The 26,040-nt window shown below is 43.7% G+C and carries 26 protein-coding genes and 1 tRNA gene; 21 read left to right on the top strand and 6 right to left on the bottom strand.

The features are described 5' to 3' along the window. The first annotated feature begins 1 nt into the window (after position 1). Complete coding sequence (gene rlmF, locus MSG34_RS13355) at positions 2 to 1,324, top strand: 23S rRNA (adenine(1618)-N(6))-methyltransferase RlmF (RefSeq protein ID WP_248337849.1); 1,323 nt, start codon at positions 2 to 4, stop codon at positions 1,322 to 1,324. Positions 1,325 to 1,412: 88 nt separating this feature from the next. Here rlmF and pilW read toward each other — a convergent pair whose 3' ends face one another. Next, positions 1,413 to 2,180, bottom strand: coding sequence for a type IV pilus biogenesis/stability protein PilW (gene pilW, locus MSG34_RS13360; protein ID WP_248337851.1), 768 nt, complete (start codon positions 2,178 to 2,180; stop codon positions 1,413 to 1,415). Positions 2,181 to 2,347: 167 nt separating this feature from the next. Next, positions 2,348 to 3,289 carry a homoserine O-succinyltransferase gene (metA, locus tag MSG34_RS13365; RefSeq protein ID WP_017066439.1) on the bottom strand — a complete coding sequence of 314 codons (942 nt, stop codon included), beginning with the start codon at positions 3,287 to 3,289 and terminating at the stop codon, positions 2,348 to 2,350. Positions 3,290 to 3,564: 275 nt separating this feature from the next. On the opposite strand from metA, the gene MSG34_RS13370 reads away from it, so the two are divergent. Together MSG34_RS13370 and MSG34_RS13375 are read left to right on the top strand one after the other, a co-directional pair. Further along, positions 3,565 to 3,933, top strand: a complete 369-nt coding sequence (locus tag MSG34_RS13370) for an ATP-binding protein (RefSeq protein ID WP_248337853.1) — start codon at positions 3,565 to 3,567, stop codon at positions 3,931 to 3,933. 74 nt (positions 3,934 to 4,007) lie between these two features. Beyond that, the gene (locus MSG34_RS13375) at positions 4,008 to 4,430 is read left to right on the top strand and encodes a DUF3859 domain-containing protein (protein WP_048611912.1); all 423 of its coding nucleotides are present in this window, start codon (positions 4,008 to 4,010) and stop codon (positions 4,428 to 4,430) included. A 107-nt stretch (positions 4,431 to 4,537) separates the two neighbouring features. Here MSG34_RS13375 and MSG34_RS13380 read toward each other — a convergent pair whose 3' ends face one another. Beyond that, complete coding sequence (locus MSG34_RS13380) at positions 4,538 to 5,644, bottom strand: M20/M25/M40 family metallo-hydrolase (RefSeq protein WP_248337855.1); 1,107 nt, start codon at positions 5,642 to 5,644, stop codon at positions 4,538 to 4,540. Between the two features lie 261 nt (positions 5,645 to 5,905). Here MSG34_RS13380 and MSG34_RS13385 point away from each other — a divergent pair, with 261 nt between their 5' ends. Continuing rightward, positions 5,906 to 7,864, top strand: coding sequence for a GGDEF domain-containing protein (locus tag MSG34_RS13385; RefSeq protein ID WP_248337857.1), 1,959 nt, complete (start codon positions 5,906 to 5,908; stop codon positions 7,862 to 7,864). A 135-nt stretch (positions 7,865 to 7,999) separates the two neighbouring features. Here MSG34_RS13385 and MSG34_RS13390 read toward each other — a convergent pair whose 3' ends face one another. Then, on the bottom strand, positions 8,000 to 8,185 hold the full coding sequence (locus MSG34_RS13390; protein ID WP_017059179.1) for a hypothetical protein: 186 nt from the start codon (positions 8,183 to 8,185) through the stop codon (positions 8,000 to 8,002). Between the two features lie 273 nt (positions 8,186 to 8,458). Between MSG34_RS13390 and MSG34_RS13395 the strand changes: the two genes are divergently transcribed. Together MSG34_RS13395 and MSG34_RS13400 are read left to right on the top strand one after the other, a co-directional pair. Beyond that, on the top strand, positions 8,459 to 9,127 hold the full coding sequence (locus MSG34_RS13395) for a DUF2726 domain-containing protein (protein WP_017630504.1): 669 nt from the start codon (positions 8,459 to 8,461) through the stop codon (positions 9,125 to 9,127). A gap of 265 nt (positions 9,128 to 9,392) precedes the next feature. Continuing rightward, positions 9,393 to 9,469: transfer RNA gene (locus MSG34_RS13400), tRNA-Val, on the top strand. A 639-nt stretch (positions 9,470 to 10,108) separates the two neighbouring features. Here the strand turns inward: MSG34_RS13400 and MSG34_RS13405 are convergent. Next, positions 10,109 to 11,002 (bottom strand): LysR family transcriptional regulator, encoded by an 894-nt coding sequence (locus MSG34_RS13405; RefSeq protein ID WP_248337860.1) that lies wholly within the window; start codon positions 11,000 to 11,002, stop codon positions 10,109 to 10,111. A 416-nt stretch (positions 11,003 to 11,418) separates the two neighbouring features. Here MSG34_RS13405 and MSG34_RS13410 point away from each other — a divergent pair, with 416 nt between their 5' ends. The 15 genes from MSG34_RS13410 (at position 11,419) to MSG34_RS13480 (ending at position 24,222) form a co-directional block, all read left to right on the top strand. Further along, on the top strand, positions 11,419 to 11,625 hold the full coding sequence (locus tag MSG34_RS13410; protein ID WP_019826707.1) for a Flp family type IVb pilin: 207 nt from the start codon (positions 11,419 to 11,421) through the stop codon (positions 11,623 to 11,625). Between the two features lie 148 nt (positions 11,626 to 11,773). Continuing rightward, positions 11,774 to 12,199, top strand: a complete 426-nt coding sequence (locus MSG34_RS13415; protein WP_248338181.1) for a prepilin peptidase — start codon at positions 11,774 to 11,776, stop codon at positions 12,197 to 12,199. Positions 12,200 to 12,220: 21 nt separating this feature from the next. Further along, positions 12,221 to 13,045, top strand: a complete 825-nt coding sequence (cpaB, locus tag MSG34_RS13420) for a Flp pilus assembly protein CpaB (RefSeq protein WP_248337862.1) — start codon at positions 12,221 to 12,223, stop codon at positions 13,043 to 13,045. Beyond that, positions 13,045 to 14,415: a pilus assembly protein N-terminal domain-containing protein gene (locus MSG34_RS13425; RefSeq protein ID WP_248338183.1), complete on the top strand. Its 1,371-nt coding sequence runs from the start codon at positions 13,045 to 13,047 to the stop codon at positions 14,413 to 14,415. Before cpaB ends, MSG34_RS13425 begins: the two co-directional genes overlap by 1 nt. Then, on the top strand, positions 14,412 to 14,891 hold the full coding sequence (locus tag MSG34_RS13430) for a hypothetical protein (protein WP_248337864.1): 480 nt from the start codon (positions 14,412 to 14,414) through the stop codon (positions 14,889 to 14,891). Before MSG34_RS13425 ends, MSG34_RS13430 begins: the two co-directional genes overlap by 4 nt. Further along, complete coding sequence (locus MSG34_RS13435; RefSeq protein ID WP_050621444.1) at positions 14,891 to 16,132, top strand: chromosome partitioning protein ParA; 1,242 nt, start codon at positions 14,891 to 14,893, stop codon at positions 16,130 to 16,132. The genes MSG34_RS13430 and MSG34_RS13435 overlap by 1 nt, the downstream gene beginning before the upstream one ends. Beyond that, positions 16,129 to 17,400 (top strand): CpaF family protein, encoded by a 1,272-nt coding sequence (locus MSG34_RS13440; RefSeq protein ID WP_248337866.1) that lies wholly within the window; start codon positions 16,129 to 16,131, stop codon positions 17,398 to 17,400. The genes MSG34_RS13435 and MSG34_RS13440 overlap by 4 nt, the downstream gene beginning before the upstream one ends. Position 17,401: 1 nt before the next feature. Continuing rightward, positions 17,402 to 18,304, top strand: a complete 903-nt coding sequence (locus MSG34_RS13445) for a type II secretion system F family protein (protein ID WP_248337868.1) — start codon at positions 17,402 to 17,404, stop codon at positions 18,302 to 18,304. Then, entirely contained in the window at positions 18,301 to 19,143 is an 843-nt protein-coding gene (locus tag MSG34_RS13450) for a type II secretion system F family protein (protein ID WP_050645251.1), read from the top strand. The genes MSG34_RS13445 and MSG34_RS13450 overlap by 4 nt, the downstream gene beginning before the upstream one ends. 10 nt (positions 19,144 to 19,153) lie before the next feature. Continuing rightward, positions 19,154 to 19,891, top strand: a complete 738-nt coding sequence (locus MSG34_RS13455; RefSeq protein ID WP_248337870.1) for a tetratricopeptide repeat protein — start codon at positions 19,154 to 19,156, stop codon at positions 19,889 to 19,891. Then, on the top strand, positions 19,878 to 20,360 hold the full coding sequence (locus tag MSG34_RS13460) for a TadE family protein (RefSeq protein WP_248337872.1): 483 nt from the start codon (positions 19,878 to 19,880) through the stop codon (positions 20,358 to 20,360). The genes MSG34_RS13455 and MSG34_RS13460 overlap by 14 nt, the downstream gene beginning before the upstream one ends. Continuing rightward, positions 20,350 to 20,907 carry a tight adherence pilus pseudopilin TadF gene (tadF, locus tag MSG34_RS13465; RefSeq protein ID WP_248338185.1) on the top strand — a complete coding sequence of 186 codons (558 nt, stop codon included), beginning with the start codon at positions 20,350 to 20,352 and terminating at the stop codon, positions 20,905 to 20,907. The genes MSG34_RS13460 and tadF overlap by 11 nt, the downstream gene beginning before the upstream one ends. Before the next feature lie 10 nt (positions 20,908 to 20,917). Continuing rightward, the gene (locus MSG34_RS13470; RefSeq protein WP_248338188.1) at positions 20,918 to 22,474 is read left to right on the top strand and encodes a TadE/TadG family type IV pilus assembly protein; all 1,557 of its coding nucleotides are present in this window, start codon (positions 20,918 to 20,920) and stop codon (positions 22,472 to 22,474) included. An 8-nt stretch (positions 22,475 to 22,482) separates the two neighbouring features. Then, positions 22,483 to 23,121: an OmpA family protein gene (locus MSG34_RS13475; protein WP_248337873.1), complete on the top strand. Its 639-nt coding sequence runs from the start codon at positions 22,483 to 22,485 to the stop codon at positions 23,119 to 23,121. 159 nt (positions 23,122 to 23,280) lie between these two features. Next, positions 23,281 to 24,222 carry a sensor domain-containing diguanylate cyclase gene (locus MSG34_RS13480; RefSeq protein ID WP_248337875.1) on the top strand — a complete coding sequence of 314 codons (942 nt, stop codon included), beginning with the start codon at positions 23,281 to 23,283 and terminating at the stop codon, positions 24,220 to 24,222. Between the two features lie 85 nt (positions 24,223 to 24,307). Here the strand turns inward: MSG34_RS13480 and MSG34_RS13485 are convergent, their stop codons facing one another. Then, positions 24,308 to 25,567: an adenylosuccinate synthase gene (locus MSG34_RS13485; RefSeq protein WP_248337877.1), complete on the bottom strand. Its 1,260-nt coding sequence runs from the start codon at positions 25,565 to 25,567 to the stop codon at positions 24,308 to 24,310. Positions 25,568 to 26,040: the final 473 nt, after the last annotated feature.

Genomic DNA, 26,040 nt, shown 5'->3' on the forward strand with positions numbered 1-26,040 from the left:
AATGAGCCAATCACAAAATAGAACGACGCTAAGCCTGTCGAAAAACAGTACTTCATCAGCAAAAACAAAAGATAACCAAGCTGATGTTAAGCCAAGTACAGCTAAGCCAAGCAACGACAAGCGTATTTCTACCAAGAACACATCTGATAAAAGCCGCAAGAATAGTGTCCCTAAAGGCGCTGACAATAACAAAGCAAAGCGACCTTTTGCAAAAGACAGCAAAGGCAAACCGGGTTCGAATAAAGGATCATCGAATAAGGGTTCTTTCAATAAAACGGCTTTTAACAAGAACGCAGCTCAGAAAAGACGTTCGGCTGAAAAACCTCAAGGTGGATTACACCCAAGAAACCAGCACACTGGTCGTTATGACTTCGAGTTGTTGGTTGCAGCCTTGCCTGAGCTAAAAGAGCATCTGATCAAGAACCCAGTGGGTGAAGACACCATTAATTTCTCTGATCCATTAGCCGTTAAGCTACTTAACAAAGCTTTGTTGGCGCATCACTATGGCGTTAAACATTGGGATATTCCTGCTGGTTACTTGTGTCCGCCAATTCCTGGCCGTGCAGACTACATTCACAGAGTAGCCGACATCCTTAATAGCGATGGTCAAGGTGAACCCTATAATCATGCTTCTGTGAAAGCATTAGATATTGGTGTTGGTGCAAACTGTATCTACCCAATTATTGGTGCGACAGAGTATAAGTGGCGCTGCACGGGAACTGATGTCGATTCAGTCTCTATTAAAACAGCGAACTTCATTGCTGAAAGTAACCCTAATCTAAAAGGTAAGATCCGCGCTCGCCTACAAGCTGACTCTGAATCTATCTTTAAGGGCGTGATTAAGGATAATGAACGTTACGATGTCACTATTTGTAACCCTCCATTCCACAGCTCTCTTGAAGAGGCGGAAAAGGGCTCACAACGTAAACTGGATAATCTAGCGGCAAACCGTGCTAAGAAAGCCGGTCAGTCATTCAAGCCTGAAACGAACAAGAAGCCAGTTAAGTTAGATAAATCAACTAAGCAAGCTAAACCAACCTTAAACTTTGGTGGTCAAAAAGCCGAGCTTTGGTGCCCAGGTGGTGAAGCCGCTTTCATTATGAAGATGGCGAGAGAGAGTCAACTTTTTGCGACTCAAGTCTTGTGGTTTACGACATTGATTTCTAAGAAAGACAACGTCGATATGGTTCGTTCAGAGTTGGGTAAGCTACGAGCTAAACAAGTAAAAGTCATCGAGATGTCGCAAGGCCAGAAGGTGAGTCGATTTATCGCATGGACCTTTATGGACGATGAACAAAGACAAGAGTGGATTGCTCTTAAATAGTGGCTGTACTTAGTTAAGATATTAAGCAGAAATACCGACGGGCTTGTTGTTAACGCAACAAGCCCGTTTTTTGTGCTTTGCATGTTCGCTAAGCAGAAAGCAACTCATCTAACTTACTCTGATATTTCTGCTCTAGAGCTTTGTTACCTGCTCTGTTTTCGAGGTCGACCAAGATTTGAAGCGATGGAATTTGATAGCCATAACGCTGGTGGAATTTGAATAAACGGAGTCGAGCGTCATTGTAATCGGCGTCACTCACTTCAATTTTTGATAATTGTAGTATCGATTTTACGCGGTTTGGATCGTGGTCAATCGCTCTGCTGAAGTAGTACTTCGCTTGGTCGGTATTGCCAGCCTTAAATGCACAAAACGCGGCGTTTTCATAACTTGCAGACACCAAGTAGTAGTAAGGTTGGTCGATAGCGCGATTAAAGTATTTATCGGCTTGTTCGTATTCGCCCTGTTTACACAAGAAGGTACCGTAGTTGTTCAATACATTGCCGTTTCTTGAATCAAGACTGAGTGCTTTTCGGTAAGTGGTCCTTGCTTCGTCTACTTCGCCCACTTTTTCGTAGTAATGCGCCATTGAAAGTCGAGCACGGTAGTAGCTAGGTGCGTGTTTAATCGCGAGTTCAAGGTTTTCACGCGCTCTCACCATATTGCCTTGTCCCATATAGCCCAAACCTAATTCGATTCGAGATTCAGACATCGCGATAGGATCACTTTCAATCTTTGGCGGTCCTTCAGTGACAGAGACGCAACCGACCAACGAAAGCGAGGCGAGTAGTACCACATTTGATAACGAAAGGCGGCGGGATAACGAAATCGGATTTGAGAATGACGGCTTGGCAGGCATGTGAAGCTCCTTATGAACACCAACCCATCATATGAAATCAAACCCATTGAAGTGGTAAATCTATTATGGAATGCGACCCACACACCATAAAAAACCGCGTCCAATTCGTCGTTTTATCAACAACATACTGAACACGGCTTATGTGTTTGTGAATGAGAAGAAAGAACTTAATCGTCTTTGGTAAAGTTGTCTTCGCTGAAGTGATCCAGATCGTAAGGCGTTTGTTGGTAAACACAGTAGTTTAGCCAATTTGAGAACAACAAGTGCCCGTGGCTACGCCAGCTTGCAACCGGTTTGTTGTCTGGATTGTTATTCGGGTAGTAGTTGATTGGTATCACTGGCTCCATGCCTTCACCCAAATCACGAATGTACTCATTGTGAAGTGTATGAGAGTCGTACTCGGGGTGACCGGTGACAAACACGTTTCGTTTATCTTTGGTCGCCGCTAGGTATACGCCTGCAACATCCGAAGTCGCAAGAACATCAAGGTCTGTATGCTCCGCTAAGTACTCTTGAGAGAAGTCCGCATAGCGAGAGTGCGGAGCCAAGAATGTATCGTCGAAGCCACGTAAAATAGGGTGGTATGGGTTATGTATCTCGTGGTTGTAAACACCAGACAGCTTTTCTTTACGAGTGCGTTTTGGCAAATCATACAGTAATTTCAAACCAGCCTGAGCCGCCCAACACACGTATAGCGTTGAAGTAACGTGCTTGTTTGCCCATTCCATGATGGTTTTCAGGTGATCCCAGTAGATCACATCTTCAAATTGAACCAAGCCAAGCGGCGCACCAGTGATGATCAATCCATCAAAGTTTCTTTCTTTGACCATTTCAAATTGGCGGTAGAAGTTATCAAGGTGTTCAGTCGGTGTGTTTTTGCTTGGTCGGTCATCAATGCGCAGCAGCTCTACATCAACTTGCAATGGGCTGTTCGATAGTAGGCGTAAAAATTGAGTTTCGGTTTCAATCTTCTTCGGCATTAGGTTGAGGATCAAGACTCGAAGTGGACGAATTTCCTGTGTCGATGCTCTTGATAACGGCATAACGAAGATGTTTTCTTCACGAAGAACATCGGATGCTGGCAATTGGTCTGGAATGCGAATAGGCACAGCTTTCTCCCTAAGCTAGATATGTAGACGTCTATACATCTAAATCTATAGTAGTTTGATACGCTTGTCGATATGCAAAATGGATAGATGTAAATTATTTGTGTTTTCTATCAGAAGCCATCCACGCGCTTCGAGGGGAGTCTCATTATATTCAGTGATTATCGGAGTCGTGTTTAAGTAGTTGGTTTTCGGATGCTGAGCAAAGGCAGTTATCAGAGAAACTCGTTACTATTTACGATAAACTCATGTTTTCGAATTAGCCTGTAAAGTGACAGATGAAGTTAGTACTTATTCGAGGGTTGCCTGGTTCTGGTAAATCAACAAAAGCAAAAACCTACGATGCATTGCATGTCGAAGCCGATATGTATTATGTGAATGAGCAAGGTGAGTACCATTTTGATCCTAGGCAGCTGCAACAAGCTCATGAGTGGTGTCAAAACACGGCTGAAAACGGCTTAATGCAAGGGCTTGATGTGGTTGTTTCGAATACCTTTATTAAGCATTGGGAAATGAAAGCCTACCGCCAACTTGCACGTAAATATAAAGCAGAATTAATTATCGAAGTGTGCCGAGAGCAATATGGCACTATTCACGACATCGAACCTTCTGTGATTAAGCGTATGGCGAGAGACTGGCAAGAATAGCCTCGTGCTTATCCAGCTTGGCTGAATGGCAAACAGAATTAAATTAATAGAACAACTTCAAGGTAACGATTGAAATGGCAAAGCGCTCTGTTGTGGTCGACATGACTTCTTATGGTATCTATTCCACATGGGATTCTAAATCTAAAGACCTTCCAAAAATCCAAGAGTTCACCACCATCGTTGATGCTGAAATCGACGTAGAGTTTGGCTATATCCTGAATATCAAAAAAGCCAAAGGGGAGAAGATCCGTTACTGCATTTATCACCCAAACATCACCACAGACAAAGGTGAAGTGCTCGAACCGTTTGATGGTGAAGAGTATGTCGGTAACAATGACTGGGATTTCTACTTAGGTGACACTATCTGGGCACCTGTATCGAACAAGCTAGGCAAATGGCGCATGACGGTCGAGCTAAAAGGCAACATCATCGCCGACAAGACATTCGACCTCGTAGCAAAAGACGAAGGCCAATTCTGGAAGCGTAGGGGGTTTTAGATTCGACCTTCTATGCCATCTAAACAACAAAAAGCCGAGCATCGTGATGATGTCTCGGCTTTTTTCATTGTGCTAGATAGAAGTGACTACCTAGCTAATGGATTCGATTATTGCGTTACGTAAGCCACAACAAACTCAGTGATAGCGACCATGTCTTTCACTGCAATGTACTCTTCAGTGGTGTGAACTTTCGCCATTCCTGTAGAAAGGTTTACTGTTGTTAGACCTTTCGCGTTGAAGTTGTTTGCATCGCTACCGCCGCCAGTGCGTTTAGTGTTCGCTGTTACGCCAAGCTTCTCAAACGCCGATTTGATAGAAAGAATATGCGGGTGATCATCTGCAATAACGAATGCATCGTAAGCACGAGTCGATTCGATTTCTACTTCAGCGCCGAACTGTTTTGCACTCTCTTGGAATGTAGAGATCATGTGCTCAACTTGAGCCGTTAGCTTTTCACCGTTTAGAGAACGTGCTTCAGCCACGACTTTAAGCTCTGGCATTACGATGTTAGTTGCTTGACCGCCTTCAACAATACCAACGTTTGCTGTCGTTTCTTCATCGATACGAAGTAGGTTCATCTTAGTGATTGCGTCTGCAGCAACTTGAATTGCGCTGATGCCTTCTTCTGGTGCTAATCCAGCGTGAGCAGGGCGACCCTTGATCTTAGCTACAATCTTCTGCTGACCAGGCGCTGCGTTTACGATAGTGCCAATTGGACCGCCTGTATCAAGCACGATTGCGTGCTCAGATTGAATGTAAGACATGTCGAAGTTCAAAGAGCCGAACAGACCGCCTTCTTCGAATACAGTGAACGCAATCTCAATAGTTTTGTGCTCTTGGCCTTCAGCTTTGATGCAACGAACCGCTTCCATGATAGCTGCGATACCAGACTTGTCGTCGCCTCCTAGAATTGTGTTGCCTTTTGAACGGATGATACCGTCTTCGATGATTGGTTCAATGCCGATACCTGGCGTTACTGTGTCCATGTGACAGCTGAACACTGTGCTACCTGGAAGAGTGCCATCTAGACGAGCGTAGATGTTGAAACCGTTAGACACTTCTTCAGGAACTGCCAGTTTGTGAACTTCAAAACCTAGTTCACTGAGTTGCTCAGCCAAAGCTTCAGCAATCGCTTTTTCGTTACGAGATTCACTATCAATTTTCACTAGATCGCAGAAATGTTCTACAAGACGTTGTTCATTAATTTGGGTCATTGTTAATTCTCATTATGCTTCCGCTTGTTCAAAAAGAAGCCGCGGAGGTAGGAACAGGAAAATCACTATAACGCCAATGAGGTAGATGATTGTCTGAGTTAAATCAAGAAAGTTGCCTGATTATTCTAATTAATGAGAAAAATCCAACTCAGATCCACCGGTGTGCAGGATTTTAATCTGTATATCTGTCGGGTATAATGTTTGACCGCTTTTAAACATACGTCGATGAAATTGGAATGTAATCAATAATGGCACTGATAAATGAATAGAAACAATGTGTTAGGTTCATTCCTTTTAGTGGTGCTGATGAGTGTTGTGTTAGGGCTGTATTTGCTCTATCCAACTTATGACGACGATTTAAAGCATATTCGCCCTGAAAACCCGAGTGTTTATAGTCCAGAGAAAGAGTTATTACTCTCTCAATATGGATCTGCGTTGATCGATATTCTCGATGTATCTCGTGGTGACCCAAATTTAGCTTCCCAACAACTCGAGGCTCTCCAAGACAAGTTCCCAGACCAAGATAAAGCCATCTATCGTGCTTACGAATTAATGATTTTGTCGAACCTCGCGCAACACAAGTTGGATACCAAAGCGGTTTCAGAATACGTCAGACAGATTAAAGCACTCGCACAACACGAACATATGGGTTGGCTAAAGGCCCAATCTCTCGTTGAATTGGCGATCGAATACATCAGTAAGGGTGAGCTGGCGGAATCTGAAATCCAAATCAGAGCTGCGATAGATATCGCGGAATCGCTCCACTATGAAGAGTTGTTGATTAAGGCCTATAACACGGCTGGTGTTATCAACAATATCCGCAATGACTTTCCCGAAGCTCAATACTTTTTCCATAAAGGTTTAGACCTTGGTAAGAAGTACCCTCAACACATCTACAACAGCAAGTTAGTGTCAAACATGGCACTGCTTTATATCTATTTGGAAGACTGGCCTAAGGCGCTCAAGCTGATTAAAAGAGCCAAAAAACTCTATTACAAGAGCGGACTACTTGAAGCGTCTACCATCGGCGTGCTGCATGTGAATGAGTCTTTTGCTTATCTGCGCAGTGGTGATTTGGTCAAGGGTCGAGAAGCATATCAAAGTGCGGCTAAGCTAAATGGCGATAACGTGAGTGAACGATACAAAATCATCCTATTAAAAGCAGAGAGTGATGTGTTGTTGGCAGAAAAGAACTTTGAGTCAGCACGGCAAGTCGCAAACTTGTGTCTTAGATACCCAGGAGTGGACAAATACACACTTCAATTGGGGCAGTGTTACTTAAATAGAGCCTTAGCAAATATCGGTTTGAATCGAGATAATTTTGTCTTTGCTGATCTAAAGCGATCGTCTGCAATGTTCGATGTTGTGGGGACTCGTAGCTGGAAGGTCCTCGGCTTAAGAACACTTGCTGAATACTATGATTCAAGAGGCGACAGCGAGAACGCGCTCCGTTACTTCAAACTCTATTACAAGGGTAACAAAGCGCTGCTATTTGATAAGCGCCAGAGTGATATCTTTTTACTAGAGCAAGATTTCGCTACAGCATCATTAGCTCAAGAAAACGAACTGCTTAACGCAGAAAAAGAGTTGGGTGAGCTGACATTAGATAAGCAGCAATTACGGAATCGAATTGTTGTCGCGTTGGGTATCATGGTGATGATCAGCGCCGCATTACTTTTGATTAGGTTACGCTCGATCCAGAAGACTAACAAAGAGTTACTCAAGCAATCAACAAGATGCGAACTGACAGGTTTATACAATAGGCGTTACTTGGAACAACGGTTAACTCAGCCGTTGCCAGACCATTTGTCGTCGTTTGGGTATACGCTCGCTATTCTAGATTTGGACCGCTTCAAACAAGTAAATGATACTTATGGGCATGATATCGGTGACCAAGTGTTGGTGGAAGTCGCTAAGCGTTTAGAGCAAATCTTATCAACAAACGATGTAGTGGCAAGATGGGGCGGGGAAGAGTTCGTTATGTTACTGGCTGGGAATCAAGAGCCTGATAAAGAGCTTGAGCTGATAAGAAAAACGATCGCTGACCGACCGATTGAAACACATTCTGGCCCACTAGAATTAACCACATCGATTGGTGCGACGACTCATCTAACGGAACAACAGTTGAATAGCCGTACCTATAAGAAACACTTGAAATCGGCAGACGACGCTTTGTATCAAGCTAAGCAGTCAGGGCGCAATAAAGTCGTTATCATTTGAGTGCCTAAACTTGGTTAATCCCCTGTAATCAAGAAACCTGAACTTCAATAACTAAGCGAATAAGAGTGCTTATCTGAATTAATACAGCTATCTACTCTTATTCGCTTAATTCATACTTTGATTTGGCTTGCTGGATTACTTAGCGACACCTTGGAGCATTTCAACCAATTCGCCTTCTGTCGCAGGTTCGCTAGCGAGCTCAATCACTGCCGAAGCGCCGCCTTTTAACATATAGGCTTGGGTTCCGCAGTGGTCATAGTGGAACCATTTACCATCTACACATACGTCGGTATAACATCTTGGGTCTTGTTTAAGTTCCATATCAATTTCCTTATTAACATTTGCCTAACGTTTTTCAGACTAGTTGATCACAAATTCGGGTAAATTGATCCAAATCAATCTAGAGTGTAATTGATGATTTGATAATCAAAATAGGAGATGTGTGTCTAGCGAAGGGGCGACCTCTCGCTGGGCACTGCGCTCAAAGGTCGTGATTCTGGTTGGCAACTCTCGCTCTTTTGCTTGCCAGGTGATGCTTTTCTACATACGCTAGCCACTCTCTTAATCCCTATACAGACTCGATTGTGTTGGAAAATGACTAATATCTTTATCGTTGTAATTGTTCTGGTTGTGTTCTTTTACTTTATTCAAAAGTATGTGGTGAAACACGATGACACCAAAGACCACGCTTATCAGAAGAAAGGTGCGTTGATGTCGGCGCAACAGGCGACATTCTATAATGCGCTAAAATCCGCTGTGGGTAACCATGGGGAAGTGTTTGCGAAAGTCAGCATGTCGAACGTGCTTGTTCCTGCTAAGACGAACAACAAGAAGAATTGGTTTATCGCCAACAACAAGATCTCACGTAGTTACTTCGACTTTGTTGTTTGCGACCCGCGAACGCTAGAGCCCCGCGTGATCATCGAACTTGATAACGGCAAAGAGCTCAATAAAGGGAAAGTCGACCGCGAAAAGCTACTGATTCACGTTTGCAAATCAGCAGGCTTGCCACTGATTGGTGCATCTATTAAACACAGCTACCAAGTGAGCCGTTTGAAGAGGTTACTGGCAGCCCACATCGATTTAATCGAACCATCCAAAGAAGTTCGATTCTGTAAGAAGTGTGGTAGCCCGATGATTATTAAACTGGCAAGCCAAGGCGATTACAAAGGCCGACGCTTCTTCACTTGTAGCCGCCAGCCAAACTGCACCTATACCGAAAACTACAACGTTGTATTCGATGTAGATGAGGAAACGAACTAATATCTTGAGTCAAAATACTCAAGACAGCCATAAATAGCACAAAGCGTGTCGATGTATGTCGCCATTGAAGTTGAGATGAAATGTGATCTACTTCAAGCCATTGATCTGCTTTGTGTTTAAAATTTATTCTGATTGTTGTTTTTAAAAGCAAACGAACTGTTTTGTGCAAATTTATCCTTGCACGCTACCCATTCACTCGTTATTATCCATCTCGTTCTGAAGCGTTAGCCACTTAGTAAAGCGGTTAGTTAAGTTTCACAGCATTGCCCGCTTAGCTCAGTTGGTTAGAGTACTTGCATGACATGCAAGGTGTCACTGGTTCGAGTCCAGTAGCGGGCACCAGATTCGTTCTTTATGAACAAGCAAAAAAGCCCACCTAGTGTGGGCTTTTTTGTGTCTGTAATTCCCCGCATTATGAATGTTCTAGTCTTCCACCTGTTATGAAGCTCTTTAGGGCTTACCTATCCAATGTTGTAGTTCGACTGTCGAGTTAACGTAGTTAGAAAGGTCGTCAGCACCAAGGAGGGGCATGTGAGTCGTCTAAATCGACTTACCTTCTAATCCTCTATATCGTTGCTTGTGAGAGGATTAAGCGAAATCTAAGTCGCTCTATGTCTGCTAGACACACGTATTACCTAAATAGCTCCACAGTGGACTTGTAGACGACCAAACGACAATCCCAACTGATCTCTTCGAAATACCGCCAAACACATAACCTTAGATCTTGTGACCAGTTGAATTATGAGTATGGCGATAAATAGATGTAAGTTCTTTCTGTTAATTAAATCTAAGCTATGGAAGGTTATATGTGCAGTTAAGTTTTGATTGGTGAGCTATAGAATAAACAAATTTATAACGACGTTAATTATATTTATTATCTATGATTTATTTCGGAGATATATCAAGATGTATGGATTTATTAGTATCACACCCTAAGCTAGTGAATGTACCAGAGCGTGATTGCCAGATTGTAAGAGAGCGTTATTGAGCTAAATCAGCAACAAATGTTTGTTTGTAATTAGTTGTGGTTTGTAGCTCTTTTTTTATCCATTGGTTAAACAAGCTAAAGTCAGAATGTATGTGCCAGAAGAGGGAGGCAATAACTCGTTTACCAAAAAAATCAGGGTGGTCTGTAATGACTTTAAGCTTATTCTCTTTTACGTTACCATCGATAAGAAACCCGGGTAAAAATGCGATGCCTTTTTGAGCCTTACATAAGTCGATGATGGTCCCTAGATCATCAAGTCGCCATAGGTTATATGCAGCGATGTTTGATAAGTTAAGAAGCTCTTCACAACCATCCATTAATAGGACTCGCTGTGATGCTGCGTGAGACTCAAGGGTTACCAAGTCTTCATGGGCTACCCACCAACAGTTGACGTGAAATAACTCCTCTATATTGAAGTCGTAATTTGTCTTGTGATAGGGGTTCCCTAACGCTAAGTCTATCTTCCCTTCATTTATGTAGTTTCCTAAAACGAAACTTGGTTTCGTGACGACAAGTAAATCCACATTTGGGAATGCCTCTGAAAATGCCAATAGTGTCTTCTTTACGTTTTGATTGAACACCAACGGATCTATACCTACTCGGTAAACTATCTGGTCAGATATATTCATTTGTTGAGCAATGGTGACCAATTCTCGATATTTCGATACCACAGGTAAAGAGAGTTGGAATAGGCGTTCTCCTTTCTCCGTTAGCCAAACTTTAGAGTGTTCTCTATTAAATACATTGAAACCTAAATCTGACTCCAGATTCTGAACCGCTGTACTAACGGTTGACTGTGATTTTCCAAGCATGCGAGCAGCAGAGCTAAATGAACCTTCTTCAACTACTGCAATGAACGAAACAATATTTTCGAAATGTAGTTTCATGATTCGACTAACCTTTTGACACAAAGAAATTATATTTATTATTGTTTGTTGATTCGAAGAACAATAGCGTGATGATAATTGTATTTCAACAAGTTTTATAAGGAGTAATAAAGCTTGGTCAATTAATTCTTAGGTTGCTTCCAAACCTTATATAAACTTTAGATAAGTAAGAATATTGACCAGTGTCTTACTTTTTCAAGTTTATAAATTTAAATAAATATTCTTTGTGGGAGTGGATTTTATATGTAAGGTATTGTTATTTAGCGATTTGTTTTTAATTATTATGTTTTTATTGTGCTTATTCTGATCATTTTTTGCTCGACCTATTGATTAAATCGATAGGGGGTATTTTCCACTGAGTGGGGGCGGTAATTATAATGGCGACGAATTTTCAACAGCCCTTATAGGAAGAAATAATGATTACTAAGCTTTACGTGAAAACAAACATGTTTTTATCACAATTCAAGAACGATGAGCGCGGCGTAACTGCGATTGAATATGGTCTTATTGCTGTTGCAATGGCTGTATTAGTAACTACAGCAGTAGGCGCTGATGGCTTCATTGGTAAGCTAGAAGGTGCTTTTGAACAAGTAGCTACGGCTATTGAAACTGCTAGCAGCTAACATCAAGCCTTATTAGCTAATGTAGAAGATATCGAAAGATATTCGTGCCAGACCCATGTTTACATTGGTCTGGCTTGGTTAATTTACATCGTGAAATAAGATTTATTCTAACCAAATTTAGGTGGTATTTCCAATTTTTAGTCATGAATTGTATTTAGTGGCTTTGGCAGTGCTGAGTATATATGTGTCGGTTACTGATTTTCTCTATCGCAAGATACAAAATTACGCCCTGTACGTATTACTCTTCTTGCAGTGTTTCATATCCCCGTTAGATATTCAAATAATGAGCTTTTTACTGATGTTAGGTGGAGGGCTTATTCTTTATAAGCTGATATGGATTGGAGCGGGTGATATTAAATACGCCGTTATTTTGTCACTTACCATCCCTTTTGATGACTTATTATTGGCGTATATTCTGACGGTTTTTTCTGGTGGTATTTTAGCAGTTACTTATCTAATGACTAAAAAATTAATAAGAGAAAATGCCCGTTACCAAGAGGGTATTCCATATGGGATAGCCATTAGCATTGGATTTTACTTAGTCATTTTAACTCAATCTACGCCACATATATAAACCTCCAAGAATGAGAACATTATGAGATCTCGACTGGTATTACTTGTTGCCATTGCCGCCTTGATAGTTGGCGCACTGGGCGTTATCGACTTGTTCAAGAGTGAACCTAAACCGTCAACGACCGCTGAAGTAGCGGAAGAAAAAAGTGAAGAGTATGTTTCTGTTTGGATGACCACAGAACCTTATGAAAAAGGGCTTCCGCTCGATGCTCAAGGCGTCGTCAAACAACAACTCCCTCTTAGTAAAGCATTAACGCTCGGTGTCAGAGAAGACGCACAAATCAGCTTTTCACCCTCTATTTTGTTAAATCGAAACCTTAACGCCGGCGAGGTTGTACTGCCTGAATATCAGGTGACGCCTGGCCAGCCTGGATACATTGATCTTCTGGTCTCGGATGGTATGACGCTATACCCATTAAAAGTCAGCGACAAAAACCTAATTAACGACTACATCAGACCGGGTTCGTTTATCGATGTACTGACGGTGAGTTCTCCTAATGCCAACTTGGCTGGCAATATCGATAAGCCAAAGCGGTTTAGGGGAGTGAAAGCCTCAATGTTTCTTAAAAACGTCAAAGTCCTCAACATCGGAAATGACGAAACAGGCGACAGTTCTGTCACTGCTCGAGCTCCGAGCAAAGAGGATGGACTGACTACGGTAGTCATTGAAGTTAGCCCCGATGAGTTACCAAAGCTCGCACTAGCCCAGCGCACAATGCACATCGAAATTTATCGAAGCCAAACCTATACGCAACCTGAGTTCGCGGAGGTGCGCAACATTATCGATAACTATACCGGGATTGCTGAGTTACGCGGTAATGAGAATAACCCTAGAGAGGCTTTGTAATTATGATTCATCATCGAATCAAGCAAGCACTGCGTGTTTCCATGTTGGCACCGCTGATTGGCTTACTTTTTATAACAAACAGTTTTGCTGCCGATCGCTCCATTACGCTCAACGATGGTCAGCACATCAAATTCAACAGCCCGGTTGGCCAAGTGTTCATTAATAACCCTGATATCGTTGACTACAAGGTAATAAATGACAACACCCTAGTCGTGTTCGCCAATGGTATTGGGCAGTCTCGCCTGATCGTCTACGGAATTGATGACGAGGTATTGCTTTCCGATCGCATTATTGTTGATTTGAATCTGACGGATATTAGGCGTCAACTCAAATTTCATTTCCCTGATGCCAATGTCAAGGTTCAATCAGTGGGTGAGCAAGTTGCCGTTAGTGGCCTTGTGGATTCGGAAGCGACTCGTGACGACATCTATCGTTTGGTTGCCACTCTACTAGGACGAGAAAAGACCGAGAAGTGGGATAAAACTCAGAAGCTAGAGTTTAAATCCGACAACTCTGATTATGAAGAGCCAGAAAGCATGGTCTTTGCGCGCAACATGACGTGGGAAGGGATCATCGAACGTATTGAGGTCGCGACTACCCAGCAGGTGAACGTCAAAATATCTGTGGCTCAAGTCACCGAATCGTTTGGCCAAACCGTTGGTGTCGATTGGAGCTCAGTGGGCTCGAGTGTTGGCGAGTTTGTTTTCGACCAGTTCGATGCAGCTAACCTAAGTACATTAATCACTGCGTTAGGTAACGATCAGATTGCAGAAGTTTTGGCTGAGCCTAACTTAACCGTGTTATCTGGTGAATCTGCAAGTTTCCTTGTGGGTGGCGAAGTGCCCGTTATCGTTTCTACAAGCAGTAACGTGAACATTTCATTCAAAGAGTTCGGCATCAAACTCGACCTAACGGCGAAAGTGCTTAGCCAAGACAAGATCCGCATGCAGTTAGCGCCTGAAGTGAGCGAAGTTGAGGGCTATGTCGAAGCGGCAGGAATCAAAGTCCCACAATTGGCTTCACGACGTGCCATGACAACCGTTGAACTGGCCGATGGCGACAGCTTCGTTCTTGGTGGCTTGATGAGCAGTACTGATTTGGAAAAAATGCAAAAGATCCCTTTCGTTGGCGATATTCCAGTACTTGGCGCTGCATTCCGAAAAGCAACCACAGAAAGAAAACGCACTGAATTGATCATCGTTGCGACCGTGAATCTTGTGGAACCGATGAAACCGAAAGACATTCAACTGCCTTACATCAAGAAGACCTCTACATTAGCGCGTTGGCTCAACGTTAAGTGGGATGGCAAGGCGGTGACGTCTTCTGATGCAACGATTCGCTTGTTGTCGCAAGGAGGGTTTATCCAATGAAGAAACTATTATTGATGGTGTTATTTACCTCTTCACTTTTGGGCTGCGCCTCTGAGCAATACTTTGTCGGGCATGGTTCTGAAGCCTTGGTGTACAAAGAGCATCATAACTTTGAGTTTACGATGAAAAACCGTGCAGAAACGGCCAAGCAGCTTAAAGGATTGATTCAGGATATTGAATCCATGGACAAAGAAGCGACCTATGTTGTGGATTACAAATCAATTCGTAGCAAAGCGATGTTGCAAGAGATTTTCAAGCAATATCCATCGCATGTGATTGCACCACAAAGAGTGGTGTATCGAAGTGCTCAGCTGTTGCCTAACGACTTAAATATTCAGGTGACACTAACACGTTTGAAGACTCAAGAATGCACGCCAGCACAGATCCACGTTCGCTTGAGACAGCCAGACTGCTTTGCTGAATCGATGCGTTTGAAGCAAGTGGCCTACAAATCAAGATTGGTAGGAGAACAATAATGTTTGACCTGACGAAAGCATTAACAACAAAGGCCAAGCCAACTCCGACCGCAACAACAGGCGTTGCCGGGTGTACTTTGTTCTATCAATCTCAAGAGTGTTTAGACCTTGTTCAAGAAGTCTTCCGCTTTGAAGGGTGGAGTGATCCTGCTTGTGTCAAAGCCAAAGCGGGCTTGACCAAACTAACAGAACAACAGAGTAGCCATATCGTTATTCTGGAACTCAATGAATCGACCAATGTTGTTGAAGACGCTAAATCTTTTGCCAGCAAACTGCCCACTCATAAAGGTGTGGTCGTGATTGGTAAAGAGGATGCGATTTCTACGCTTCGTTCTCTTAAAGAGATGGGTTTCTATTACGTTTTTTGGCCGGTGAACAAACAAGAGTTTGCGGACTTCTTAAATCACGTTAGCAAGAACCTTAAGACTTTCTCTGGTGTGAGCCAGAAACGCAAAGCCAAGCGAGTTGCAATTGTTGGCGCCAAAGGTGGCGTTGGCGCGTCGTTTATTACCACTGAGCTGGGCTCACTGTTATCGACTCAAGGCTCGGACACGATTCTTGTCGATCATCAATATGCCGATACCAACATTGATGTCTTGCTGGGTCTCAAAGACTTTAAGCCGCGAACCATTGATGAGTTTACTGCGCCATTGCATGAAATGGATGAAGAAGGGGCGTTGAGTTACCTAATTAACGCTCGCAAGAATTTACGTCTGTTGGCGATTGATGGCGACATGAGCCAAACCGATGTTCTTAATTACAACCAAACTTTGTGTGAGTTGTTAGCGCGTAACGCCAACTTCATTATTGAAGACTTTTCAGGTGGTGTGGACTTCAAAGTTGAACCTCAACTCTTGGTAGAAAACTTTGATGTGGTGGTGCTGGTTTTAGATGCGTCGGTGTCTTCAGTAAGAAGTGCGAAGCGATTGTTTGAGAAAGTCTCCAACTTACAGCTTTCGTTATCGTCGCGTACTCGTGTGATTACCGTGGTGAACTACCATCGTCCGGAAAACGCTTACGTTCTACAAAAGCCCGATCTGACCAAGTACTTAGGCGCAGAGGTTGATCTCGAAGTCGACTACTGCAAAGCGTTGGCACACATCATTATCGATGGCAAACGAGGCCATAAGCATGACCGCCACATTAGCCGTTCTATGGAACAGCTAGTGAAGTTGATTAATGGTCAGCCTTTAGATCACAAGAGTATGAATTCTTGGTTGAAAAAGGTACGTGCTAAATGAGTTCTAACAAAGACTTATACCTCGCATTTCGTGGCCAAATCTTTGAAGCCCTAGATGCAGAAGCGGTTCAGAAAATGAGCCGCCGAGACCTTGAATCCCAAATACAAGCGGCTGTCGATCTGCTGGCGAATAGCTACCAAAGACCGATCACTTCGATGATGAAGTCAGGCTTGGTGAAAAGCTTAATCGATGAACTGTTTGGTTTGGGACCTTTGCAGCCGTTAGTCGAAGATCAGTCCATTTCCGACATCATGGTGAACGGGCCCAGCAACATCTTTTTCGAACGACACGGCAAGGTCAAAAAATCCGAAGTCTCGTTCGTCAATGAAGAGCAGTTGTTAGCGATTGCTAAGCGTATTGCTTCACGTGTTGGAAGACGTGTGGATGAGCTTTCGCCGACGGTCGATGCCAGGCTTGAAGATGGCAGCCGTGTGAATATTGTGATTCCGCCGATTTCATTGGATGGCACATCGATCTCTATTCGTAAGTTTAGAGAGCAGAAGATTGGCTTTGAAGATTTGATTGGTTTTGGGTCTATGTCTCCGGAGATGGCGCGAGTGTTGATGATCGCTTCACGCTGTCGCATCAATGTATTGATTTCTGGCGGTACTGGCTCAGGTAAAACCACGTTGCTCAATGCGTTGTCTCAGTATATTGCTGAAGATGAACGCATCGTCACCATTGAAGATGCGGCCGAGCTGCGCCTGCAACAACCCAACTTGGTACGACTAGAAACACGTACCTCAAGTGTTGAGCAAACTGGAGCAGTAACTCAGCGTGAGTTGGTTATCAATGCGCTTCGTATGCGTCCAGACCGAATTATTCTGGGTGAGTGTCGTGGCTCTGAAGCGTTTGAAATGCTGCAAGCCATGAATACGGGTCACGATGGTTCGATGTCTACATTGCACGCTAACACGCCGCGCGATGCGATTGCTCGTGTTGAATCAATGGTGATGATGGCGAATTTGAATCAACCGCTTGATGCGATTCGAAGAACGATCGTGAGTGCCGTTCAGATGATTGTTCAGGTCAACAGATTACGCGATGGGTCTCGTAAGATCACGAGCATCTCTGAAATCGTCGGCCTTGAAGGCGAGAGCGTGGTGATGGAAGAGATCTATCGCTTTCGTTATGACGACGCACATTACGGAGAAACGGTTAAAGGCGAATTCGTCACAGACGGCATCATGCAACGATCTGAGCTTGTGAAAAAGGCCCAGTTCTTCGGGCTCTATGAAGAGCTCATCGCTGCGTTTAAGGGGGCATAACATGCTTTGGGTTTCATTAATCCTGTTCGCGTTTGTGCTGCTTTTGATCCGAGATTCAAAGGTCAAAAAGGTCTACCAATTTTTCAATATCGAAGAAGCGGAAGCAGAAAACTTTAATGCGATTAACGTGAAGTCATTGGTACGTAAGCAGGGCTGGCAAAAGTTTAAAGATTCTATCTCGCCAACATTAATGGTGTTGGGCCCGAGATCGTCGTTGTACATCGCCTTATATATAACGGGCAGCCTTATCGCGTCTTGGTACATCGTTACTGATCTACTATCAATCACCAATTCTTGGTTGGTACTGGGTTCATCTTTGATGTTTACCTTTTCCGGCTATCGTTTTCTGGTCACAAGAAGGCGTCGAGATTTTGAGAATACTTTCCCTGATGCGCTGAATATCCTGATGAGTGCCGTCACCGCGGGTGACAGCTTAATGCAAGCCATCAGTTATGTCGGCGATGTCATGCACAACCCGATTGGCCGCGAGTTTAAGCTAATGGGAGAGCGACTAAAGCTAGGCGAATCTCCCGAAGTTGTACTTCAACGATCGTGCAAAAATTACCCGTACCCAGAATTCCTGTTCTTTACCGTGACGATTAGGGCGAATATCGCTCGGGGCGGGCAACTCAAGGGGGTGTTAGCACGGTTAATTAGAGTGCTGGTCGATTCTAGAACATTAGAGAAAAAGAAAATGGCGATGACTTCGGAAGCTCGAATCTCCGCCAAAATCGTTGCCGCCATTCCTCTGATTTTTATGATTATTCTTAACTACGTTAACCCTGAAAATGTGGATTTTGTTCTCTACGATCCAGAGGGAAGAATCGTATTGTTTTACGTATTGGGTAGTGAGCTTTTCGGTTTGTTTATTGTTTGGCTATTAGTCAGGGGGGTACGCGCATGATGTTACTGGCTTCCCTTATTGTGTTGTTTTTTTCGCTACTCTTTTTGATTATCGACTCTATTCGTAAAGAGCAACGACATAAGACAGTTGCGCTCTATATTGGAGACAACTCGGCTCGCGCTCCTTCTCGTGTTAACCGTTTTTTCGTTCGTTTTGGTAAAGAACATCGCCATGAACTCGAGCAAAAAATGATCGAGGCGGGCTACTACAACACTGAGTGGGCGAAATTCTATTTTCCTGCCAAGTTACTGGTATTGGCGTTGGTTTCTGGGTTGGTGCTCTTGGGGGATATGACATCAACCAACAAACTGGTCGTGGTTATTTTCGCGCTGATTGGCGTCATTGTCGTTCCAGATACCTTGTTGCAAATGCGACGTAAGATGTTGATCAGCAGAACCTCAGCTCAACTCCCGTATCTGCTAGACATGATGTCCGTATGTGTGCAAACCGGTATGACGATTGAAGCTGCATTGGTCTATTTGGGAAAAGAGTTGGCTGAATTTGACTCAGACCTTTGTTACCAAATTAAACGCACATCGGATTCGGCGAAGATACACGGACTGGAAAAGGCGCTCAATGATCTGAGTGAACGCATCCCGACGCCGCCAGTACGAAGCTTTGTGCTGACCATCATCCAGAACCTGCAATACGGAACATCCGTGGCGAGTGTGTTAAGTGATCTCGCTGAAGACATGCGAAAAGTTCAAATTCTTACCGTTGAGGAAAAGGTGGGTAAGCTCTCTGCGAAGATGAGTGTGCCTTTGATCCTCTTCATTATGTTTCCGATCGTTATCCTGATTCTCGCACCGAGCATCATGCAAATGACATTGAACATATAGGGAGTTACCAGTGATTAGAAAACGTATCTGTCTCATTGGTCTAGCGCTTAGTGTGTTGTCGGGCTGTCAATCAGCACCGTCGCAACAAGACTTGCAACTTGCCGACGTCACGAGCATGGAAAAAGTGAATAACTATGACGGCCTCATTAGCTATTACAAGGCTGAGTTAGCACAAGATTCCGAAGACCCAGAGGTAAAAGAGAAACTGGCTTGGGCATATTTCCATAAAGGGGATATCGAATCGGCTGACTTCTATGTTCAACACTTGCAAAAAGAGGGGTTTGAAAATCCCAACTTGTACCAGTTAGAAGGGCAAGTGTTTGATGCAAAAAATGACGTTGAAAGTGCGATTGCTGCGTATGTAACTTCTATCGAATCAGGAAATACAACAGGTCAGATTCACGTGTTACTCGGCGTGTCGTACACCAAAGTTGGAAGATTCGATGAAGCGTACCAAGAGCTTAATCGAGCACGTTTACGCGGTTATGACGATGTCGTTGTTAAGAACAACATTGCGATGATTCAAATGGCCAATGGCGAGTACCAACAGGCGATCGGAACGTTAGCCCCGATTTTAAAAGAAGACCCGGCAAATAAGATCGTTAAAGCAAATCTTGCTATCGCGCTGATGAAAACTCAACAAATCGATTCGGCCAAAAAGTTACTTAAAGGCGATTTCTCAGCAGAAGAGATCCAGAGCATTGCAGCTGAATTAACTCAACTAGGAGTTAACGATGAAGCGTCTTAACAAGCAGAAAGGAGTCACGGCGATTGAGTTTGTGTTGGGTGCGCTTGTTCTGTTTTTCGCTACCTTTGCGATTTTCGAATCGAGTTACCAGATCTATGTCGTGAACATGACCGAGTATTCGCTTAGAGAAACAATCAGGAATACCAAAATTTATGAAGGCAAAGGGATCAACGAACAGTACGAGAACAAGTTCAGATCGTTAATTGAAGACGATGACAATCTATGGAGTTTTCTAATTGATAGCTCAAGGTTCTATATCGCAGGTCAGTACTTCAAAACCTATGACGATTTTATCGCGAACAGAGGGCACTCAGATCAAGGTTTGAACTTCAATTACGACTTAGCCGAAATGACGGTGACTTACCGTTATACACCTGTGATTAAACTGACCGGTGCCGCTGACAGAGATATTTCACGCACCATGGTTTTGAACTTAGAACACGAGGGGTGGGAAGATGATGCTCCGTAAACAACGAGTGCTTTCTAAGAGGCGCCAGCAAGGTTCGTACACCATTGAGTTAGTTTTCATTCTTGTGGCCTTATGGGGCGTTTATTTGTTTGGAGCGGACTTGAGCTATCAGTTGCTCGCCCGTGCCAAGCTTGATCGATCGAGCTTTGCTTTAGTCAATGTTATCAAAGAGCGGACTCGCTATTTTGAAGCCGATGTGTTGGCAGGAAAGAACTTAGCCGTGACTAACACTGAGCTACTAGAGATGACGAAGGTGGCAAGCCGAATGCTAAATACACCAGTAGACAGTGTGGGGATCAAGATTGAGTCGTTGACCAATAAAACGAATGTTGCTGAGTTCACATCCAGCAAATATAGAAGTTTAAATTGCCAAACGGATTCGATTCTCGCGCATGCAGATCTGGCTCCAGTAGAGAAGGGCGTTGTTTATCCACTGTATCGGATCAGCCTTTGTGAAGAGCAGAGTTCTTGGTTCAAACCCTTCTTCAACGGTGGCACCAGTACCACGGTTAAGATTGGCTCATCTTCAATAATGCCTGGGAGATAATGAAATGAAAATGCAGCATGACCGTCATATCAGTCGTCAGCATCTTAGCCTCCAAAGACAGCAAGGGGTGGCCGCGGTTTGGATGGGCTTATTGCTCGTGCCAATCATGGGTATGACCTTTTGGGCGGTTGAAGGCACACGTTATGTTCAAGAGACCAGCCGATTAAGGGATTCCGCAGAGGCGGCGGCGATAGCGGTGACCATTGAAGATCAACAAGATCAGGCTGGTAGGCTAGCAACCAAATATGTCGAAAACTATGTGCGGGACATTAAATCAACCAACCTCTCTGCAGACAGGTTCCACCAAGCGGAAGACGAGGGCGCTGGGGTTCTTGAATACATTCAATACACAGTGAATGCCAAGACCACGCACGACTCTTGGTTCGCGAGCAGCTTTATCCCTTCATTTGATCAGCAGCAAGATTTGGCGGGGCGTTCGTTAGCTCGTAAGTACCCGGTTTACTTGGGTGATAACAACATCGACATTGTGTTCGTGTCGGACTTTTCTGGTTCTATGGATGAACGATGGGGTTCTAGTCGACATAAAAAAATCGACGATTTGAAAACGGCCATCGACGAAATATCCAGCAAAATTCTTTGCACATCGATTGAACAAGAGAATGTCGATGGAGAATTGAAAGACGTATGTGATGAGCCGGGTGAAGATACCACTGGAGACAAGCTGCTTAACCGAGTTGGCTTTGTGCCTTTTAACGTTCGAACGAGGGAAATCGTCTCGGGAAATCAAGCGCGGGCGACAAGCCAGTTGAGCTACAAAGACAACTATAAAACGAATGTATCACCATATTCCTACAACGATGTTGACTGGGATTACTGGCGAACCTATTCGGAAGATGATGTGCTTGATTGTGCGTACTGGAAATCATATTGCCCTAACCCAAAATCGGACAACCAAAAGTACGCTAAGCGTATCAAAGATGTGATGAGTCTCGATCGTTACCTTGTTGCCGATGTTTACGACTATGTAGATTTATCGACCTCAGTGTCGACCATGTTTACTGACAAATCGGGGTTAAAGCCTGATTTCTATGGTGTGAGTGGAGCAAAACTATTCAACGCGCATGGTTCTTCAAATTCATCGCAGTTTTCCAACATTCAGCTATCGAACAAGCTATCAGATTTAGACCCGATTAACTCGATGTGGGCAGACGGGGGTACAGCGGCGTTTCAGGGTATTTTGAGAGGCTCCCAAGTTCTCCATAATGGTGACCCGAACAGTTCCGATCAAGAAGAACAACAGGCTTACAACAAGAAAATCAAGATGCTATTGATTTTGAGTGACGGGCAAGAGAGCCCTAATAACGGCATCCTCAAAGGACTTGTCGACCGAGGTATGTGTGACAAAGCAAGAGAGGAGATACCCGGCTTATACATAGGTGTTATTGGTATCGATTTTCAAGCGTCTCAACAAAGTGGTTTTCAAGACTGTGTTGTGGATTCTGATGAAGACATCATCGATGTGTCTAACCTCGATGAATTGATTGAAAAGATAGAAGAACTCATCCGTAAAGGCTCGAAAACAAGCGGAATCACTAAGTTGTACTAGAGGAAAATATGAAAAAGTTAATGATCAGTTCAATCGTCCTATCGACATTGCAACTTAGTTTTATCGCTAATGCGGAAGAAGGTATCAGTGTTTATTGCGACACGGCATTTAGTGAATATCAGCATAGTGTAAGAGTTGATGATGTCGTGGGTATAGCTCAACACAGACAGGGCTTTTTACAAATTGAGCAGCAGTCTGATAGCAGTGAGTTAAAAAAAGCCTTGGCAGGTCAATCTAATCTAAGTACCAATCAATCCGGCTGTAAGACTTGGATCAGTAATCAAGAGCGTCAAGGGTTGTTGGCCCGTCTTCATTTTGGTTTTGATCAACACAACTTAACGCCGATGGGCAGCAAAGCATTGAGTCAGCTTGCAGGTGAACTGAAGGCTAACGGAAGTTCAATTACGGTTGATGGCCACACGGATAGCACAGGCGCAGAAGGTTATAACCAAGCGCTGGGCATGCAAAGAGCGCTTACGACCTCGGATGGCTTAATCGCTGAGGGTGTCGAGAAAAACCGCCTTGTTATTCATTCATTTGGTGAAAGTGAACCTATCGCGTCTAACGCAACGCCAGAGGGTAGAGCCAAGAATCGACGCTCAGAAATTTGGGCCTCTGCGAACGATGCTGCTGAATTAGAAAATTAGGATGTAGGGTTTGGTTGTTGCTTGGTTCTGACTTAGTGCTTGGTTGTTGCTTAGTACTAGGTAATAACCGCCCTAGATCATCGCTCTTGGGATTTTTGTTACAACGTATACTAATGAATATTCGATTAAGTTTAACTGTCTGATACTAAAGAAATATTAATGCTTTTTGATAAGTTCTCTTCTGAAGGGATGCAAAGAAATATCGATGTCGATACTTGGGTATCTATATTGGATAACATACGAGACATAATGGACGCATCGAATGCGGGCATCATCATGATCTCTGATTTGAGTTGCTCCGGTTCTGAGAGTGTGTGGAGCTCGTCAAACATATCGTGCAACCAACATAAGAGCAAAATTAGCCTCTTTTGTGAGTATGTGCATAACGAAAATCGCACGGTCTATTTGAGTGGTCACGCTGGTGGTGATTCCGTTTCTGCGAATGGTAAGCATGCCTATAAGTCTTTTTGCGGGGTTCCTGTTAGGGATATAGATGAAGAAGTGTTTGCGGTGCTCTTGGTGTTTGATTTAAGCCCAACAACGTATACCGAAAGCCAAGTTAACTTGATTGAGAACATATCGACTCTATTGCGTTCTGAAATCCTGTTAAAAGAAGAGAGTAGGATTTTATACAAAAACAGTCACTTTGATATCATGACGACGCTGCTTAATCGTAGGGGGTTTTTCCATGAATTCAACAAAGCAAACATCAGTGATGGAGAGGTTGTTTGTTTGTATTTTGATCTGGATAACCTGAAATACATCAATGATACCTATGGTCACTTCAAAGGTGATGATTACATATCTGGCTTTGCGTCATGCATTAAAAACAATTCAAAGTACAACACGATATCGGCGAGGGTTGGCGGTGATGAATTCATTGTCGTCATACACTCAGAAGAGGTGGATTTTGCTCGGGAGCTGGTCAAAAAAATTCACGCTGAATTCCATGATTTCATTGAAGGCTTTCATTGCGATGATGAGGTCTCACTTGGCTTTTCATATGGTTGTGGTATTGCTGACTCTCGAAACTTCAATATCATTAATCTAATAAAGTCGTCCGATGAAAACATGTACCTCAACAAGAAGAACAAGATTTAGATGTTCGTGACAGGCGTAAAAAAGCCCACTAGTGTGGGCTTTGATGTAGATGTAGATGTAGATGTATGTGTAATAGCTTTCTAACCTAAGCGCGAATGATCATTTGTTCGCGCTCTGGACCTACTGATACCATCACGATTGGAACACCCATCAACTCTTCGATGCGAGTAACGTAATCTTGTGCTGCTTGAGGAAGGCTCTCAAACGTGCGGCAACCCGTGATATCTTCAGACCAGCCAGCCATATCTTCATATACAGGTTTTAGCTCAGCCGTTTGTGGCCAAATTGGGTTCTCAGTATGCTCGCCTGAGTAAGCAGTACAGATCTTAAGTTCAGACAAACCAGACAGGCAATCAATCTTAGTCAGTGCGATTTCCGTTGCAGCTTGCAGGTCAACACCGTTGCGAGTTGCTACCGCGTCGAAGTAACCCATATCACGTGGGCGGCCTGTTGTTGCACCATATTCGTTAGAGCTTTCGCGGAAGCTGTCTTGCTCTTCCATTGCAGTTACAAGCGTGCCAGTACCAACAGACGAGCTGAACGATTTAGCAACAGCAATAACACGCTCAGGGCGAAGGGCAGGTAAACCACTGCCAATGCCTGCATAAGCTGCTGTTACATTCGAAGACGTTGTCCAAGGGTATTCACCGTAGACAAGGTCGCGACCTGCGCCTAGCTGAGCTTCAAACAGTAGGTTCGCGTCTTGCGATTGCAGTGCTTTCAGCGGCTCAGTTACGTTGCAAATGAATGGGCGCCAAGCTTTAGTCACTTCAAGTAGCCATTCTGTCATTTCAGAAGCAGTCTGAGAGAAGTCACATTGAGGGTAGAGCGCTTTAAGTTGAGGCATCTTCCAATCAAGTAGGAATTGAATACGCTGCTCTAAAATCTCAGGTTGATTCAGCCAACCCACAAGAATGCCTTTTTTCATTACACGATCGCCGTACGCTGGTGCAATACCTTGACGTGTTGAACCGTATGCACCATCGCCCAAACGTTCTTCTTCAAGCGTATCTTCAAGAGCATGCAAAGGCAGGCACAGTGTCGCACGATCGGAGATCGCCATTTTCACTTTGATGCCAGCCGCCTGTACTTCTGCAATCTCTTCAGTTAGCGCAGCAGGGCTGATCACCATGCCAGGGCCAAGAACCGCCGTACAATTAGGATTAAAAATACCACTAGGTAGTTGGTGCAGTTTGAATGTACCGAAGTCATTTACCACAGTATGACCCGCATTGTTTCCGCCTTGAAAACGAATGCTAGCAGAAGCTTGGTCTGCTAAAAAATCGACGATGCGGCCTTTGCCTTCATCACCCCAGTTTGCGCCCACAACAACGATAGATGGCATAATTTTTCTCCTAACTGATTGAGAAATCATGTTAGGCCTACAAGGTGGATAAGAGAAATTAATTATCTTTATTATCTTGATAAGGATTCCATATATCCTTAAAGTCTTAAGCTATAAACGAGATTCCTTATCGCGTTCGTTCCTCACTGTAGGGAATGACGGGGTGGGGTGTAATTCGTAGTAGAGAGTGACGCGATGGCAGTTCCTTGCAACTGGAAGTGACGAACCTAGCGTCGACTCGATTTCTTGGCGTCATTCCAGAACCGAGGAACGAGGTATCAGGAATCTCAAACCACAAACGAGATTCCCTATCACGTTCGTTCCTCACTGTAGGGAATGACGATGTGAGGCTATTCCTTACTTTAGTAAATGACGATAATTGGTACAAAAACTTAAAAACAACCGTCATTCCAGAACCGAGGTATCTGGAATCTCAAACCACAAGCGAGATTCCCTATCACGTTCGTTCCTCA

The sequence above is a fragment of the Vibrio sp. 1CM2L genome, from assembly GCF_023161695.1.
GTDB classification, from domain to species: Bacteria; Pseudomonadota; Gammaproteobacteria; order Enterobacterales; family Vibrionaceae; genus Vibrio; species Vibrio coralliirubri.

Coding starts and splice junctions, on each gene's coding strand:
- rlmF (WP_248337849.1), top strand. CDS start 2: ATGAGCCAATCACAAAATAGAACGACGCTAAGCCTGTCGAAAAACAGT.
- MSG34_RS13375 (WP_048611912.1), top strand. CDS start 4,008: ATGGCAAAGCGCTCTGTTGTGGTCGACATGACTTCTTATGGTATCTAT.
- MSG34_RS13470 (WP_248338188.1), top strand. CDS start 20,918: ATGCAGCATGACCGTCATATCAGTCGTCAGCATCTTAGCCTCCAAAGA.
- MSG34_RS13435 (WP_050621444.1), top strand. CDS start 14,891: ATGTTTGACCTGACGAAAGCATTAACAACAAAGGCCAAGCCAACTCCG.
- MSG34_RS13475 (WP_248337873.1), top strand. CDS start 22,483: ATGAAAAAGTTAATGATCAGTTCAATCGTCCTATCGACATTGCAACTT.
- MSG34_RS13460 (WP_248337872.1), top strand. CDS start 19,878: ATGAAGCGTCTTAACAAGCAGAAAGGAGTCACGGCGATTGAGTTTGTG.
- MSG34_RS13385 (WP_248337857.1), top strand. CDS start 5,906: ATGAATAGAAACAATGTGTTAGGTTCATTCCTTTTAGTGGTGCTGATG.
- MSG34_RS13485 (WP_248337877.1), bottom strand. CDS start 25,567: ATGCCATCTATCGTTGTTGTGGGCGCAAACTGGGGTGATGAAGGCAAA.
- MSG34_RS13395 (WP_017630504.1), top strand. CDS start 8,459: ATGACTAATATCTTTATCGTTGTAATTGTTCTGGTTGTGTTCTTTTAC.
- MSG34_RS13405 (WP_248337860.1), bottom strand. CDS start 11,002: ATGAAACTACATTTCGAAAATATTGTTTCGTTCATTGCAGTAGTTGAA.
- MSG34_RS13440 (WP_248337866.1), top strand. CDS start 16,129: ATGAGTTCTAACAAAGACTTATACCTCGCATTTCGTGGCCAAATCTTT.
- MSG34_RS13370 (WP_248337853.1), top strand. CDS start 3,565: ATGAAGTTAGTACTTATTCGAGGGTTGCCTGGTTCTGGTAAATCAACA.
- MSG34_RS13445 (WP_248337868.1), top strand. CDS start 17,402: ATGCTTTGGGTTTCATTAATCCTGTTCGCGTTTGTGCTGCTTTTGATC.
- MSG34_RS13380 (WP_248337855.1), bottom strand. CDS start 5,644: ATGACCCAAATTAATGAACAACGTCTTGTAGAACATTTCTGCGATCTA.
- pilW (WP_248337851.1), bottom strand. CDS start 2,180: ATGCCTGCCAAGCCGTCATTCTCAAATCCGATTTCGTTATCCCGCCGC.
- MSG34_RS13430 (WP_248337864.1), top strand. CDS start 14,412: ATGAAGAAACTATTATTGATGGTGTTATTTACCTCTTCACTTTTGGGC.
- MSG34_RS13450 (WP_050645251.1), top strand. CDS start 18,301: ATGATGTTACTGGCTTCCCTTATTGTGTTGTTTTTTTCGCTACTCTTT.
- cpaB (WP_248337862.1), top strand. CDS start 12,221: ATGAGATCTCGACTGGTATTACTTGTTGCCATTGCCGCCTTGATAGTT.
- MSG34_RS13390 (WP_017059179.1), bottom strand. CDS start 8,185: ATGGAACTTAAACAAGACCCAAGATGTTATACCGACGTATGTGTAGAT.
- MSG34_RS13480 (WP_248337875.1), top strand. CDS start 23,281: ATGCTTTTTGATAAGTTCTCTTCTGAAGGGATGCAAAGAAATATCGAT.
- MSG34_RS13410 (WP_019826707.1), top strand. CDS start 11,419: ATGATTACTAAGCTTTACGTGAAAACAAACATGTTTTTATCACAATTC.
- tadF (WP_248338185.1), top strand. CDS start 20,350: ATGCTCCGTAAACAACGAGTGCTTTCTAAGAGGCGCCAGCAAGGTTCG.